The sequence below is a fragment of the Undibacterium umbellatum genome (assembly GCF_014284125.1).
Taxonomy (GTDB): Bacteria; Pseudomonadota; Gammaproteobacteria; order Burkholderiales; family Burkholderiaceae_D; genus Undibacterium; species Undibacterium umbellatum.
In genome coordinates, this window is sequence record NZ_JACOFX010000003.1 from 313,948 (window position 1) to 328,393 (window position 14,446).

Sequence of the window (14,446 nt, forward strand, 5' to 3'; positions counted from 1 at the left end):
CTTGGGCGGTAGCGCAATATAGTGTTAGCTGAACGGCATGTCAATTTTTGTGCACTGCACTGACCAAAGCAGCCTGAATTTGAGCAAGCTTCAGGCGTCCAACAGCAGTAAAATGCTGGCGACAATACTTCTATCAATACATGCGGAGAACGCTGATGACACTGAACCAGATTGCAGTAGCCTATGTCAAACTCGTCCTGGCGGTAGGCCAGCATGACCCCGGCTATGTCGATGCCTATTATGGCCCGCCGGAATGGCAGGCAGCATCCCAAAAACTGCCCCTGGCAGACTTGTTGCAGCAAGCGCAAGAATTGACGAAACAGGCACAGTCCCTGCCAGCAGCAGAGGCCGGACAAGAACTGCGCCAGGATTTTCTGCGCCTGCATGTCGCCGCCGTACGCACCTACATCGCCCATCTGGCAGGCCATAAACTCTCTTTCGATGATGAGTCAGTCGCCTTGTACGATGCCCGCTCACCCGATTTAAGCCCGGCAGATTTCGACCCCATCCTTGCCGAACTGAGTGAGCTCTTGCCCGGCGCAGGTGATTTGAATACTCGTTTGAGTGCCTACGCCAAACAATTTGAAATCCCGCAAGACAAGCTCGATGTCGTGTTCAAGGCCGCCATCAATGAATCCCGCGCACGCACCAGAAAATACATCAGCCTGCCGGAAGAAGAAAATTTTGAGATTGAATATGTCAAGGACCAGGTCTGGAGTGCCTACAACTGGTACAAGGGTAATAGCTATAGCCTGATACAGGTCAATACCGACTTCCCCATGTTCATCAGCCGCGCCATCGACCTGGCCAGCCATGAAGGCTACCCCGGCCACCATGTCTTCAATCTGCTCATAGAAAAACACCTGGTCAATGAAAATGCCTGGGTGGAATACAGCGTCTACCCCCTGTATTCACCGATGTCTTTCCTGGCCGAGGGCAGTGCCAACTACGGCATAGAAGTCGCCTTCCCGCATGCCGAGCGCATGGCCTTTGAAAAAGAAGTCCTGTTCCCGCTGGCAGGCATAGACCCTGCCAAAGTGGAGCATTACTATCAGATGCAGTCAGTCCTGCAAAAACTGACTTATGCAGGCAATATGGTCGCCAAGCTCTACCTCGATGGCGACATAGCTACCGAAGCTGCCGTCGCCATGCTGATGAAATACGCCTTGTCTGATGAAGCCAGATCCAGGCAACGCCTGCGCTTCATGGAAAAGCATAGATCCTACGTCATCAACTACAACCTTGGCCAGGATATGACCAAGGCCTATGTAGAAAAACTTGCCAAGCCGGGTGATGAACAAAGCCGCTGGCAAGTCTTTGCCGAGCTTTTGTCCAAGCCCAGGACCGCTTCCATGATGAAAGTCTAAGCTTCCAGTTTGGCTATCTGGCGCGCCTTGTCGACATCCGGACTGCGGTAAGCTTTTTCCGGTATTGTCGATAAGGTCGATGCATGGACTTGTTGGTTATCCAGACCATAAAATTTCTGGAAACTCATGATCAGCGGCTTCCACTTGTCCGGGTCTATTCGGTCAGGATTACCATCTTGCAGTAGCGATGCATCTACATGCAGGCGTTGTATCCTCAACTCGAATGTCAGTATGCCACCCTTCAGCATGGCTTCATCATCTGCAATGCCATGCATGGCAGCGACCGTGCATTCTTGTTGCACCAGGCATTCCTGCACCCGCGCTGCGGCCACGGTTTCTGATGTTTGTGGCGTCAGTCCTGCCAGCTCAAATTTATTTCTCTCCACGCGGTAACCGCGTGCCACCTTCCATGGCGACATGGCATCCGAGCCGGTCGTCAGTGCCAGTTTGTTGACTGCTGCTACTTCATTGACTGATGCCAGGTTGAGTACGCACTGGCCGTTTCTTTTCAGGTTGCGGGCGGTTTGTGAACTCGACCCTACACCGATGACGGCGCGCCAGCCCAGCCAGAAAATGGATGAGATAGGGGCCAGGTTGAAACTGCCATCTTCATTGACAGTGCTGACCAGGATGACGGGGGTGCCGAAATAGAGTATGGCGGATTCGCTGCTGATGTGCATGGTGTCCTCGCTTATTGGTTATTTGATGTTTGGTTTGATGGAGGAAGTATGCGGGGTGTTAATTGTTTGGGCTGGCTGGAAACGGACAGGGGATTTTGGGAGGCGGGATTTGAAGGCATTAACCAAGCTGACTATGCGTCGATAAACAGTAATTCTAAATACGTCATTCCAGCGTGCTTTTAGCTGGAATCCAGTGGCGTCCGTGGCATGCTGCGAAGTTTATTAATGCTAGAATCGTATAGTTTGCGAGCTGGATTTTGAAATGCCGTCAGACGTGTTTTAGGATTGCAGGCCGGTGGTAGACCGGCAGCTACCCACCTTTTTGTCTCGCCAAAAAAGGTGGGCCAAAAAGGCGACCCAGGCGTCGCCACCCCCTAAAGGGGGTTCCCGTTTATGAAGTACAAAAAATGGGAAGGCCCGAAACTCGCCTGCGGCCTTGCTTTTAGGAACATGCGCTTGCAAGCGCATGTCGTTACGCAGGCGGCAGCATGCTGCCCGAAACCCCTGCTACACCTCAAACAGCGGTCCTTCTTTTTTCATTTTCTGTACTGCACAAACGGCGTCGACACATGGGGAACTGCGGAAAGTCAAAAGCAAAGTCAAAACCAAAACCAAAACCAAAACCAAAACCAACAGCAACGTCAATACAACCAGCATCAGTCTTGCTATCAGTTCACACCATTCACTTAACCTCCACCGGCATCAAAGCCCGCAAAGGTATCGGTGCCGACATGATGATGGACGTTCGCGTCTCGCCATAATGATTAATATTTCCAACAAAGCTTTCCAGGTGACGCAAATCTCTAGTGGCAACGCGCAAAAGAAAAGAATCCTGGCCTGTGACGTGCAGGCATTCCAGCACTTCATGCAAGGATTTGAGGTGAGCGATGAGGCTGGCTTTTTGCGGTTGGGGGACGGTGATGCCGACTACCGCCTGGACTTGCAGGCCGATTGCTTCGGCATGCACTTCAGCGCGATAACCCTTGATGACACCGGCTTCTTCCAGGCGTTTGACTCTTTCGGATGTGGCAGGCAGTGACAGGCCGGTTTCGTCGGCGAGCGCCTTTAACGAGATGCGGGCGTCGCGTTGCAGGGCTGCCAGGATTTTCCAGGCTTTGGCGTCGATATCCATGATATTTAGTTTACAGGTAGATACACAAGAATAGTGAAGGCAATGTAGCAGTTTTACCTTAATTTTTCCATGTTAATGCCTGCTGCAACTCTTCATACTGGATGCATGTTCTTTTTGATGTGGGTGTATTCATGGAAACTGGTTTATTTTTCAAAGCCATGCTGATCGGTCTGTCGATAGCCGCACCGGTCGGCCCCATAGGTTTGTTGTGCATACAGCGCACCCTGGCGCATGGCATGCGTACTGGTTTTGTCAGTGGCATGGGGGCAGCCTGTGCTGACGCGGTGTACGGTGCGATAGGGGCATTTGGCATGGTGGCAGTGACGGATTATTTTGTGTCCTTGAGTACACCACTGGCAATAGGCGGGGCCTTGTTCCTGGGCTGGATGGGCGTGAAGCTGCTGCTGGCAAGCAGCCAGGCAGGGCAGGCGGCCAGCGTGAGTCAGCAACGCTCAGGCAAGGCATTTGTCTCAGTGTTTGCATTGACCCTGGCCAACCCCATGACCATCATCTCGTTCATCGCTGTGTTTGCCACTGTCGCCGGGCCCAAGGTACTTGATACCGCAGCGGCAGGCCTGATGGTGCTGGGTGTATTCCTGGGGTCGGCAATCTGGTGGCTCATGCTCAGTGCCGGTGTTGCCTTGCTGAGCAGGCAAGTCGGGCCAGATTTGCTGGGTACCATCAATCGGGTTGGCGGCTTGCTGCTTTTGGGTTTCGCACTCTGGCAGTTATGGCAAGTCTTTTGAGCCAGGCGCAAGGAGGCAGCACTTTCGGTTAGAATTCTGCCTTCACTTCATTAATATATTAAGTTTCATGCGCCCATTTCCACGTCTATTGTCCGTCCTGGCTGTTGCCAGTGTGCTTGGCATAAGCACGCCTGCTTTTGCCGACGCGCCAGCACCCGCGCCCGCCAGTTTCAGCCAGGATTTTGAAATCTTTTGGCAGTACGTCGATGAAAACTATGCCTATTTTGACGCCAGGAAAACCGACTGGAAAGCCGTGCATGAAAAATATGGCAAGCAAGTCAAATCCATCACCAGCAAGCGGGATTTTGTCGCCATGATGGAAGCGGCGGTGGCTGAGTTATACGATTCCCACGCGCACCTGGCCACCAGCCTGCCAGCCACGCCGCGCTTGGTGCCGACTGGCACAGACCTGTGGGCAGAATGGCAGGGCAAGGATGCCGTCATCACCGATGTCAGGGCAAATTCGGCAGCAGAGCGTGCGGGCGTGCGGGTGGGTATGAAAGTGCTGGAAGTGCACGGGCAGCCGGTGGCACAAGCCGTCACCCAATTTGGCCCGTCCAGTTTGGCAACTGCCGACCCGGTAGCGCGTGACTGGGCCTTGCGCGTAGCACTCGCAGGTCCGCGCAACCAGGCTGTGAAAATCAAGGTTGCCAGCGCGCAGGGGCAGGTACAGGAAATGACGTTCACTCCCGGTGTAGAGCGCCCCGCCACGCCATTATCGAGCCGCAGTTTGGGTGAGATAGGCTATATCCGCATCAATAACAGCCTCGGCGATAGTGCCCTGATTGCAGCCTTTGATGAAGCAATGGACAAGCTGGAAAACAGCAAGGCGCTGATACTGGATTTGCGTGACACGCCCAGTGGTGGCAATACCACGGTTGCACGTGGCATGATGGGTCGCTTGATCAGCCAGGATATGCCTTACCAAAAGCATGAACTGGTGGCAGAAATGCGCGCATCCGGTGTCAGGCGCAGTTGGGTAGAATACGTCAGCCCGCGTGGAAAATTCATCTACAAACAACCCATAGTCGTGCTGGCAGGCCACTGGACTGGCAGCATGGGTGAGGGCATGACCATCGCTCTGGATGGCATGCAAAGAGCCAAAATTGTCGGCACCCGCATGGCCGGATTGCTGGGTGCCTTGGGTGAAGTGAAGTTGCCACACGCAGGTTTCATCGTCCGCATCCCGAATGAAAAATTATTCCATCTGAACGGAACACCGCGTGAGAACTTTGTCCCCAGTATAGTCGTGGACCCCGGCAAGCAAGAGCCTGGCAATGATGCGGCTCTTGATGTCGCTGTTGATTTACTGCACAAGCAATTGGCAGTAAAGAACAAATAGGCGCATTCGATATGCAATATACACATCAGTGAGCAGAAAAAGATTGTGGCAGGCATCTGCTTGCCTGATTCTTTGTTACACCATCACTGGCTATCTTGTTCTGGTGACTAATCAACAATTAACGATAGCTGTGCGAGCTGGTTCGCGTAGCGAGAAAATTTCAGGGCAGCATATTGTGCGCCTCACGCGCCCCCACATATTTGCGGTAGATTTTGAGTAGAGTGCCGTCCAGCTGTATTGCCTTGATCAGCATGCCCCATTCATGCGCTTCGGCCTCGCTGAAGCTCGCCTTGCTGATCCCGAAATTTCCCAGGACTTGCAAATTACCCTTGTCCCAATCCACCATGCGTACAGAGTTAGGATTGACTTTGGCATTAATGTAAAACTGAAAGACTCCAGGATATGAGGTGACAGCGGCAACTTCGCCCTGTATCAACGCATTGATCAGATGCGCCTCATCCGGATACACCCTGACCCTGTCTTCCTGCATCCAGGCCGCGATGAGTGGGTCATAAAAGGCGCTGTGCGCGAAACCTCTGATGACACCAAATTTAAGCGAACTGGCTTTCTGGAATTGTGCCAGGGTATGCAGAGTGCTTGGTGCAGACGGACCCAGCAAAATGATATGGTGGGCACGTACGTAAGGAAATAACCAGAGAAATTCTTCGCGCTCAGGTGTGCTGAGAGTTGCCGTCATCATGTCGATGCGACCAGCTTTTATTTCTATCCAGGTTCGGGCGCGTGGCTGCACTTTGGCATCGAAAGCACAACCGCTGCGTTTGCTGAGTTCATCGACCAGATCCCGGTCTATGCCATTGCCGGCAGCTTTGCCTCGCTCGGATTTGAAGAAAATACCCAGTTCAAGAAGATCCAGCTTGATTGGTTGCGACGGGCACTTGGGTGCTGCAGACGCAATATTATACGCAAAACAAAATGGCAGCAGGCAAGCAGGGAAGTAGCGATTCAACATTTTTCACCATCAGAAATACCTGTCAGCACTGGCAGCAAAAATGAATTGTGGGTCTGTCACAGTGTATTTTCAGCATACCACTTGCGTGTGAAGCTCAAGCTTTTGAAATGTCAAGATTTGAAAAAAATGGCTGGAAAAAATACACTTCCATGCATTTGCTGGGATGGCGGCTGCTTGACATTGTCTAAAAATATCCTGGAACGTGCATCAATGACACACCATATGCTGCTAGGATTGCAACAAGCAGTCGCAACAAACCACCGCCACATGAAAGTAGAATGATGAGTAAATTGTTTTCCGCCGCCTGCGAAAGAAACAGCACACCTATCCTGCAAACAATAGAGCCTCTCCTGGTTGATTGTCACAGTCTGCTTGAGATAGGTAGCGGCACCGGTCAGCATGCTGTGAGCTTCGCCAGGCAACTGACCCATCTGCAATGGCAGACCAGCGACAGGCAGGAATATCATCCCAGCATCATTGCCTGGATGGCAGAGGCCGCACTGCTCAATCTCTTGCCACCATTTGAATTGAATATCGGGATCAGCTCCTGGCCGCAAGCGCAGTTTGATGCTGTGTACACCGCCAATACCTGCCACATCATGGCGTGGCAGGAAGTAGAGCTCATGTTTGCCGGTGTCGCAGCCTTGCTGAGTAACAGAGGCTTGTTTCTCATTTATGGCCCCTTCAATTACGCTGGTGAATTTACCAGTGCCAGCAACCAACACTTCGACGCGTCACTCAAACAACAAGCCGCACATATGGGCATACGCGATATAGAAAACATTCTGATCCTGGCAAGCCAGCATGGCATGCACTTGCAGGATGATATCGCCATGCCAGCCAATAACCGCTTGCTGGTGTTGAGCAAGGGTGGACAGGAATAGAGAATTTTTTTGCGCGAGCCAAACCCTGAAAGTTTTTGAATAGGGCGTAGAGGAGGGGCTGGCGGTCTGGGATTCATTTTGTAACCGTGTCCCGCACAATCTTAATGCATCTGTGCTTGATTTTCGAGAGCACTTAGCGCCAGTTGATATTTGGCCAGGCTTATCAATTCATCTGAGGGTTCTCCAGCACCACGCATTTCAAACATGGCTTTCAGGTTGCCAATCAAAGCTGCGATAGTATAGATGGGCCCCGATGGAATACTCCACCAGCCAGCAAAAAAACTGACTAACATGCCTTGGCGATTTTCTTTCCTGCCACACTGGACACAGCATAAGCGCGTCCTGGTATTGTATGTGCTCTTGATGATGTACGAAATCGCAGTGTACGAATAGCGCATCTCGACGGGGCTGGCCATGCTGCTGCACATGGGGCATGCGCCAGAACGAATTTTTCCAGCGCCTTGCAATATCATTGCTTCGGTAAGATCAACCGCAGCCTCGCTGACCCTGGCACGGTGCAGGCAGTTCTTCGAGCAAAACCGCTGGCCTTCGTTCAGCACTGGATGATGGCGGGCAGAGTTGCCGCAAAAATCGCACTCTATCGTCCTGCGCGCTAGCCGATATTGCGCCTTGTGGACTTTCTTGCTGATGCTGTCTATCTCGGTCACGGACATGCCGCGCGCCGTCAAAATATCGCGGATCGCATCGCTGGCATTGTCGGCCAGGTCTTCACTCGATAGCTTGACGAGTAAATGCTCGCTGTCCATCTCTGAAAACTGCTCGATAAAAAATTTTTTTGTGTACATATGAGAAAAGTAAATACAGCGATGGCCGAGTTTTCTGAATTATAAATGCCTTCGGGTCATTAAATTGCATTGAATGTTTTTTGCAAATTAAAACTAAGATAGTTGCAAATTTAAACTAAGATGGTTATTCTCTAAGTATTACAGAAAAATGACTGACCATATTGGTCGCTAAAGAAGGAAAAAGACATGCAAATCTCATTGCGGAAACGCTATCTTGGCGCATTGGCAGGCCTGGCCTGTGGTGATGCTGTCGGTACGACTGTGGAATTTTCTGCGCGTGGCAGTTTCATGCCAGTCACCGACATGGTGGGTCGCGGGCCGTTTGGATTATTGCCTGGAGAATGGACGGACGACACTTCCATGGCCCTGTGTCTGGCAGAGAGTCTGCTCACTAAAGATGGCTTCGATGCCAAAGACCAGATGGGGCGTTATCTGAATTGGTGGAAATGGGGCTATCTGAGCTCTACCGGCCTGTGTTTTGACATAGGCAATACTGTACGTGCAGCCTTGTCGCGCTATGCCAGCAGTGGCGAGCCGTATTGCGGCCTGGATGATCCCCATACCGCAGGCAATGGTTCGCTCATGCGCCTGGCACCAGTGGCCATGTTTGGCTATCCTGATGTTGCTGCCGCCGTTCACTACGCCGCAGAAAGTTCACGTACCACCCATGCCGCGCCCGAAGCAATGCAATGCTGCCAGTTATTGTCGGCGTTGTTGTGCCGCCTGTTTGCCGGTTGCAGCAAGGCAGAGTTGTTTGTTGATGTGCCATTTACACCAACTGAACCCAAGGTGCTGGCCATCAGCCAGGCCGGCTTCATCACCAAAAACAGGGACGAGATACGCGGCAGCGGCTATTCAGTGGAATCGCTGGAAGCCTCATTATGGTGCTTCCTGCATACCGACAATTTCAGGGACGCCATCCTGACTGCCACCAACCTGGGCGACGATGCTGATACCACGGCCGCCATCACCGGCCAGCTTGCCGGTGCTTACTACGGCGTGGAAGGCATACCTCCCGAGTGGCTGGAACGGCTTGCCATGCGCGAAGATATTTTACGCATAGCAGAAGACTTGTATACGCGCTTTGGTAGCAGGCAATTGACAGAGAGTTGAGACAATGAAAGAGATAACAGGGGATTTACTGGCACTGGCCTTGCAAGGTCAGTTCGATGTCATCGTCCACGGCTGCAATTGCTTTTGCACCATGGGTGCTGGCATCGCCAAGACCATCAAAAAGCAATTTCCAGAAGCTTATGCAGCCGACCAGGAAACCCTGCCTGCAGATCATGCCAAGCTGGGCAGTTACAGCTACGCCAGCATAGTCAGAGGCGACACACGCTTTGTCATCGTCAATGCCTATACCCAGTATGACTGGCGTGGCAAAGGTGTCAAGGCAGAGTATGCAGCTATTCGTACTGTGTTTGCCCGCCTGCGGCAGGAATTTTCTGGCCTGCGAATCGCTTATCCCTTGATAGGAGCAGGGCTGGCCAGAGGTGACTGGAATCAGATTGCCGCTATCATCGAAGAAGAGCTGGCGGGTACGGATCATATGCTGGTGCGGTTTGGTGCGTGAATAAGGGAACTGGACATTTACTGATGATAAAAAAACCAACAAAAATAGAACGCATCGAAGGTGCATTGATAGGCTTGCTGATTGGTGATGCGCTTGGTGTTCCCTACGAGTTTCGTGATGCATCAGCAATTCCTGCAGCGGAGCTGATAGAGTTCCAGCCGCCTTCTGGGTTTGACCGTTCACATCGACTTGTACCACCCGGAACATGGTCGGATGATGGCGCACAAGCACTTTGCCTGCTGGCCTCGTTACTGGAATGTGGGCAATTTGATGCAGATGACTTAGGTCGCAAGCTAGTTCTCTGGTATGACCAGGGCTATATGGCGGTTGATGGAATTGTCTTTGATATAGGTATCACGACAGGCAAAGCAATTCGTGCGCTGCGACAGAATTCCCCTGCGCTGGAAGCAGGTGCGCGCGGTGATCACGATAATGGCAATGGTTCATTGATGCGCGTATTGCCACTGGTTTTATTTCATCGTGGCTCAGATTCTGATTTGGTCAGCATCGCACAATTGCAATCGCAACTTACCCATGCGCATCTGCGTTCACAAGTTTGTTGTGCACTCTATTGCCTTTGGGCACGCAGAGTATTGAATGATGTTGTTGATCCTTGGAATGAGGCTGCGCGAGTACTGCGGACGATTTATACCAATAAGCCCCAGGAGCTTGAGGAGCTGGAATGGTCGATACGGCCGGATGATGAGCCAATAGGTTATGGTTCCGGCTACGTGGTCGATAGCTTGCGCTCTGCCCGTATGGTGCTGCAAGCCGGAAACTACGAAGCAGCAGTTCGTGCTGCAATTCGCCTGGGCAATGATACCGATACGACAGCTTGTATTGCTGGTGGCATAGCTGGCATCCGCGACGGCATAGGGGGCATTCCATCGCGTTGGAAAGAGCAACTTCGTGGACAGGCAATCCTGCGGCCATTGTTGAAGCAATTGTTGACGCTACATCAGGCATAAATGCGTAACTTGGCTGGAGGAGCAACTTCAACCCCGAATTGGTGGCGGCATGAATATGCGAAAATTTGAGTTTTGTATCGTCTGTTCTTGGCTATATCTGCTCCGCCGCTGATTGTATTGATGACGAACACTGCAAGCAAAAAAATATCAGACCGCGATCAGGCAGACTATTGCAATCACCGCTAGAATGAGAGCATTCTTTCAAGATTTTTTATCATGAAGTTCCACTCTCATTCCAGGAGTTGTTGCAAATGAAAACCAAGTATTCCGGCGCGCAGCGCAATGAGCGCGATACTTTTGGCGAAATTGCCGTCCCCGCAGATGCATTATGGGGCGCGCAGACCCAGCGTTCCTTGCATCACTTTGCCATTTCCACAGAAACCATGCCTCCAGAACTGGTATTGGCACTGGCCCGCGTCAAACGCAGTTGCGCGCAGGTGAATAGTGATCTGGGCCTGCTGGATGGCAAAGTGGCAGGGGCGATAGCCCAGGCGGTGGAGGAAGTGTTGGCAGGTACACATGCTGCTGAATTCCCACTGTCGGTCTGGCAAACTGGCTCTGGCACGCAAAGCAATATGAACATGAATGAAGTGTTGGCCAACCGCGCTTCTGAATTTTTAGGTGGCACACGCGGCATGAGCCGGGTAGTGCATCCGAATGACCATGTGAATATGGGCCAGTCATCGAATGATGTCTTCCCCACAGCCATGCATGTCGCTGCTGCTGCGGCGGTCATTGAACAAGTTTTGCCATCTTTGAAAAAACTACGCACTAGTCTCGATATCAAAGCTAAGGAGTTTGCCGATATCATCAAGATAGGCCGTACCCATTTGCAAGATGCCACACCACTGACCCTGGGCCAGGAAATTTCAGGCTGGGTGGCACAACTCGATTATGCCGACAAAGCCCTGCGCCACACCCTGCCAGCCTTGCAGGAACTGGCGATAGGTGGCACGGCAGTTGGTACTGGTCTCAATACCCATGCAGATTTTGGTGAGCTGGTTGCCGCTAGTCTGACACTGGATACTGGCGTCGCCTTTAGCGCGGCCCCGAATCGTTTTGCGGCACTGGCTGGCCATGATGCCATGGTCAGCAGCCATGGCGCACTTAAGACCCTGGCCACTTCCCTGATGAAAATCGCCAACGACATACGCTGGCTGGCATCCGGCCCGCGTTCTGGCCTGGGCGAATTGCAGATACCTGAAAATGAACCTGGTTCCTCCATCATGCCTGGCAAGGTCAATCCTACCCAGTGCGAAGCCGTGACCATGCTATGTTGCCAGGTGATGGGCAATGATGTGGCACTCAGCATAGGCGGCGCGTCCGGCAATTTTGAATTGAATGTCTTCAAACCCCTGATCGTCCACAACTTCCTGCAAAGCTGCCGCCTGCTGGCGGATGGCATGGCCAGCCTGGACGAGCATTGCGTTCAGGGCATGCAAGCCAACCGGGCACGCATCAAGGAATTGCTAGCCAATTCCCTCATGCTGGTGACCGCACTCAACCCCTATATCGGTTATGACCGCGCCGCCGCGATTGCCAAGCAAGCGCACAGCAAGGGCACGACCCTGCGTGAAGCAGCGTTGGCCCTGGGTTATGTCACCGCAGAAGAGTTTGATGGCTGGGTCAGGCCTGAAGACATGGTTTGATTTGTTGTACTCCATAGCACAGGCAGAGTGCGCTTCGCGCACTCTGCAAATCGCTTGCGTAAGCTTGCATCTCAATATCACCTGGATTTATTTTTATGTCAGAAGCATTCATGATGGTCATCCTGATACAGACCAAACCTGGCCAAAGCAATGAGCAAATCGCTGTATACACCAGGCTGGCGCCGCTGGTGCGAGCTGAAGCAGGCTGCCTGCAATACGATATGCATGCCGTTGACGATGATGAAGATAAATTTGTACTGGTAGAAAAATGGACATCCAAAGCTGCCCTGGCTGCACACGATGCCATGCCATATATGGTAGAGGCAGATGCACTCAGCCCCAGCTTTCGCACGGGGCCTGCCACGGTACTGTTTTTGGGGCCAGTGATCGCGTAATGGCATACACAGCCTTGTAATATGTTTGCGGTAGGCTGTGTTGTAAACTGCGATTAACGTACCAACCACGATTCAAACACAGCACACCATGAAAAAATTTTACCTGAAAGCGTTTGCGTATAGCCTGCTAGTCCTGGGCATGGCTGGTTGCGCCGGTCTACCTGAACAGCCAACGGTTGTTCCCAAAGCGAGTGGCAATTACCAGCCCACCATCCTGGTTTCCATTGATGGCTTCAAACCAGAATACCTGCAGCGTGGCGTGACTCCTACGCTCAACGCCTTGGCAACTGATGGTGTGCGTGCCGAGGCCATGCGTCCCTCCTATCCATCGATTACTTTTCCCAATCACTACACCCTGGTAACGGGTCTGCGGCCAGACCGGCATGGAATTGTTGGTAACACCATGGAAGATCAGCAAATTCCAGGTGTGCGGTTCAGGCTCGGTAACAAGGAAGCCGTGTTGGACAGGCGTTGGTGGGATCAGGCCGAGCCGGTATGGGTGACCGCAGAAAAACATAAGGTCAACACAGCTATCATGTTCTGGCCGGGATCCGAAGCCGCCATCCATGGCGTGCGTCCCTCAGAATATCGCACCTTTGATGGCAAGCTGGCACCCGCAGTGCGGGTTGACACCATGCTTAGTTGGCTGGACAAGCCCGCTGGCGAGCGTCCACAATTCCTGACTGTGTATTTTGATCAGGTCGATCATGCAGGCCATGATTTTGGCCCGGATACCGCAGAGGTGACCGAAGCCGTGGCCAGTGCTGACGTTGCCATCGCCCGCCTGATGGATGGCTTGCGAGTACGTCAGATCAAGGCCAATGTTGTCATTGTCTCTGATCATGGCATGGCCGCGACCAGCTCTGAACGCAGCATACAACTGGACCAGATCGCCAATCCTGCCACGTACGAAGTTGTGACGTATGGCAGCTATGCAGGCATAGAACCTAAAGCCGGACAAGAAAAACTAGTAGCCACCGCGCTGCTGAAATCCCATGAACATATGCAATGCTGGAAAAAAGAAAACATACCAGCACGTTTGCAGTTTGGAAAAAATCCACGAGTGCCAAGCATCATATGCTCGGCAGATGTAGGCTGGCTGGTGATGCCAGATGCCAAGGCTGTCAGCAAGGCGAACAAGGGTTCGCATGGTTACGATAATCTCTCCAAAGAAATGCAGGCCCTGTTCATTGCTAATGGCCCGGCCTTCAAGAAAGCCTCGGTCTTGCCAGCCTTTGATAATGTCGACGTGTATCCGCTATTGATGAAACTGATAGGTGTGCCAGCCCTGCCATCGGACGGCAAGATTGACGCTATTCAACCGGCTCTGGTGCAGTGATTCTTGATGTCTGATCTATAAAAGATCAGGCATTCTCGGTACTGGCAGGGTGCGCCACGCGCACCCTGCCAACTGAGCCAGATATCAAACCGCCTCAGTCACTGAGCCCGCAGCAAACGCCTGCAAGCCTTCACCTGCCAGGCGGTAGCGTACCCATTCATCCTGCGGCCTGGCACCAATGGACTGGTAAAACTGTATTGCAGGTTCATTCCAGTCCAGCACACTCCATTCCAGCCTGCCACAGCCACTTTTGACGGCGACTTGCGCCAGATGCCTTAACAAGGCTTTGCCCGCACCGCTGCCACGGTGGCTGGGTGAGATATACAAGTCTTCCAGGTACATCCCCTTGCGACCCAGCCAGGTTGAATAACTGAGGAAGTAAATCGCATAGCCAACTGGCTGGCCATCGATGGCGCAGATCAGGCCGCGCGCCGGGCTGTCGGCGGCGAACAGGCTTTGCCTGACATCATCGACGCTGGCAATGACTTCATGCTCGGCTCGTTCATAGATTGCCAGCTCTGTGATATAGGCGTGAATCAGCGCTGCATCATCTGGCAGGGCGGGGCGGATGTCGATAGTCATGGAATTCCTTAAA

Annotated in this window: 16 protein-coding genes; 11 read left to right on the top strand and 5 right to left on the bottom strand. The window is 52.5% G+C overall.

The genetic code is table 11. The features are described from left to right. Positions 1–155 precede the first annotated feature (155 nt). Positions 156–1,367, top strand: coding sequence for a hypothetical protein (locus H8L47_RS09655; RefSeq protein ID WP_186953374.1), 1,212 nt, complete (start codon positions 156–158; stop codon positions 1,365–1,367). Here the strand turns inward: H8L47_RS09655 and H8L47_RS09660 are convergent. Continuing rightward, positions 1,364–2,047, bottom strand: a complete 684-nt coding sequence (locus H8L47_RS09660) for a flavin reductase family protein (protein WP_186953375.1) — start codon at positions 2,045–2,047, stop codon at positions 1,364–1,366. The two genes, H8L47_RS09655 and H8L47_RS09660, sit on opposite strands and share 4 nt — an antisense overlap. 393 nt (positions 2,048–2,440) lie before the next feature. Here H8L47_RS09660 and H8L47_RS09665 point away from each other — a divergent pair, with 393 nt between their 5' ends. Further along, positions 2,441–2,737: a hypothetical protein gene (locus H8L47_RS09665; protein WP_186953376.1), complete on the top strand. Its 297-nt coding sequence runs from the start codon at positions 2,441–2,443 to the stop codon at positions 2,735–2,737. Here H8L47_RS09665 and H8L47_RS09670 read toward each other — a convergent pair. Then, complete coding sequence (locus H8L47_RS09670) at positions 2,730–3,179, bottom strand: Lrp/AsnC family transcriptional regulator (RefSeq protein ID WP_186953377.1); 450 nt, start codon at positions 3,177–3,179, stop codon at positions 2,730–2,732. The two genes, H8L47_RS09665 and H8L47_RS09670, sit on opposite strands and share 8 nt — an antisense overlap. A gap of 131 nt (positions 3,180–3,310) precedes the next feature. Here H8L47_RS09670 and H8L47_RS09675 point away from each other — a divergent pair, with 131 nt between their 5' ends. After that, positions 3,311–3,925, top strand: coding sequence for a LysE family translocator (locus tag H8L47_RS09675; RefSeq protein WP_186953378.1), 615 nt, complete (start codon positions 3,311–3,313; stop codon positions 3,923–3,925). Between the two features lie 67 nt (positions 3,926–3,992). Next, positions 3,993–5,267 carry a S41 family peptidase gene (locus tag H8L47_RS09680; protein ID WP_186953379.1) on the top strand — a complete coding sequence of 425 codons (1,275 nt, stop codon included), beginning with the start codon at positions 3,993–3,995 and terminating at the stop codon, positions 5,265–5,267. Positions 5,268–5,427: 160 nt separating this feature from the next. On the opposite strand, the gene H8L47_RS09685 is transcribed toward H8L47_RS09680, so the two are convergent. After that, positions 5,428–6,237, bottom strand: coding sequence for a substrate-binding periplasmic protein (locus H8L47_RS09685; RefSeq protein WP_186953380.1), 810 nt, complete (start codon positions 6,235–6,237; stop codon positions 5,428–5,430). 281 nt (positions 6,238–6,518) lie between these two features. On the opposite strand from H8L47_RS09685, the gene H8L47_RS09690 reads away from it, so the two are divergent. Beyond that, entirely contained in the window at positions 6,519–7,121 is a 603-nt protein-coding gene (locus H8L47_RS09690; protein WP_222616472.1) for a DUF938 domain-containing protein, read from the top strand. 101 nt (positions 7,122–7,222) lie between these two features. Here the strand turns inward: H8L47_RS09690 and H8L47_RS09695 are convergent, their stop codons facing one another. Continuing rightward, a complete protein-coding gene (locus tag H8L47_RS09695; RefSeq protein WP_186953382.1) occupies positions 7,223–7,927 on the bottom strand; it encodes a hypothetical protein in 705 nt (234 codons plus the stop codon). Positions 7,928–8,113: 186 nt separating this feature from the next. Between H8L47_RS09695 and H8L47_RS09700 the strand changes: the two genes are divergently transcribed. The 6 genes from H8L47_RS09700 (at position 8,114) to H8L47_RS09725 (ending at position 13,851) form a co-directional block, all read left to right on the top strand. Beyond that, positions 8,114–9,040, top strand: a complete 927-nt coding sequence (locus tag H8L47_RS09700) for an ADP-ribosylglycohydrolase family protein (RefSeq protein WP_186953383.1) — start codon at positions 8,114–8,116, stop codon at positions 9,038–9,040. Positions 9,041–9,044: 4 nt separating this feature from the next. Continuing rightward, the gene (locus H8L47_RS09705; RefSeq protein ID WP_186953384.1) at positions 9,045–9,500 is read left to right on the top strand and encodes a macro domain-containing protein; all 456 of its coding nucleotides are present in this window, start codon (positions 9,045–9,047) and stop codon (positions 9,498–9,500) included. A gap of 23 nt (positions 9,501–9,523) precedes the next feature. Continuing rightward, a complete protein-coding gene (locus H8L47_RS09710) occupies positions 9,524–10,468 on the top strand; it encodes an ADP-ribosylglycohydrolase family protein (RefSeq protein WP_186953385.1) in 945 nt (314 codons plus the stop codon). A gap of 251 nt (positions 10,469–10,719) precedes the next feature. After that, complete coding sequence (gene fumC, locus H8L47_RS09715; RefSeq protein ID WP_186953386.1) at positions 10,720–12,117, top strand: class II fumarate hydratase; 1,398 nt, start codon at positions 10,720–10,722, stop codon at positions 12,115–12,117. Positions 12,118–12,212: 95 nt separating this feature from the next. Next, complete coding sequence (locus H8L47_RS09720) at positions 12,213–12,512, top strand: putative quinol monooxygenase (RefSeq protein ID WP_186953387.1); 300 nt, start codon at positions 12,213–12,215, stop codon at positions 12,510–12,512. An 88-nt stretch (positions 12,513–12,600) separates the two neighbouring features. After that, positions 12,601–13,851 carry an alkaline phosphatase family protein gene (locus tag H8L47_RS09725; protein WP_186953388.1) on the top strand — a complete coding sequence of 417 codons (1,251 nt, stop codon included), beginning with the start codon at positions 12,601–12,603 and terminating at the stop codon, positions 13,849–13,851. An 84-nt stretch (positions 13,852–13,935) separates the two neighbouring features. Here H8L47_RS09725 and H8L47_RS09730 read toward each other — a convergent pair whose 3' ends face one another. Next, positions 13,936–14,433, bottom strand: a complete 498-nt coding sequence (locus H8L47_RS09730; protein ID WP_186953389.1) for a GNAT family N-acetyltransferase — start codon at positions 14,431–14,433, stop codon at positions 13,936–13,938. Positions 14,434–14,446: the final 13 nt, after the last annotated feature.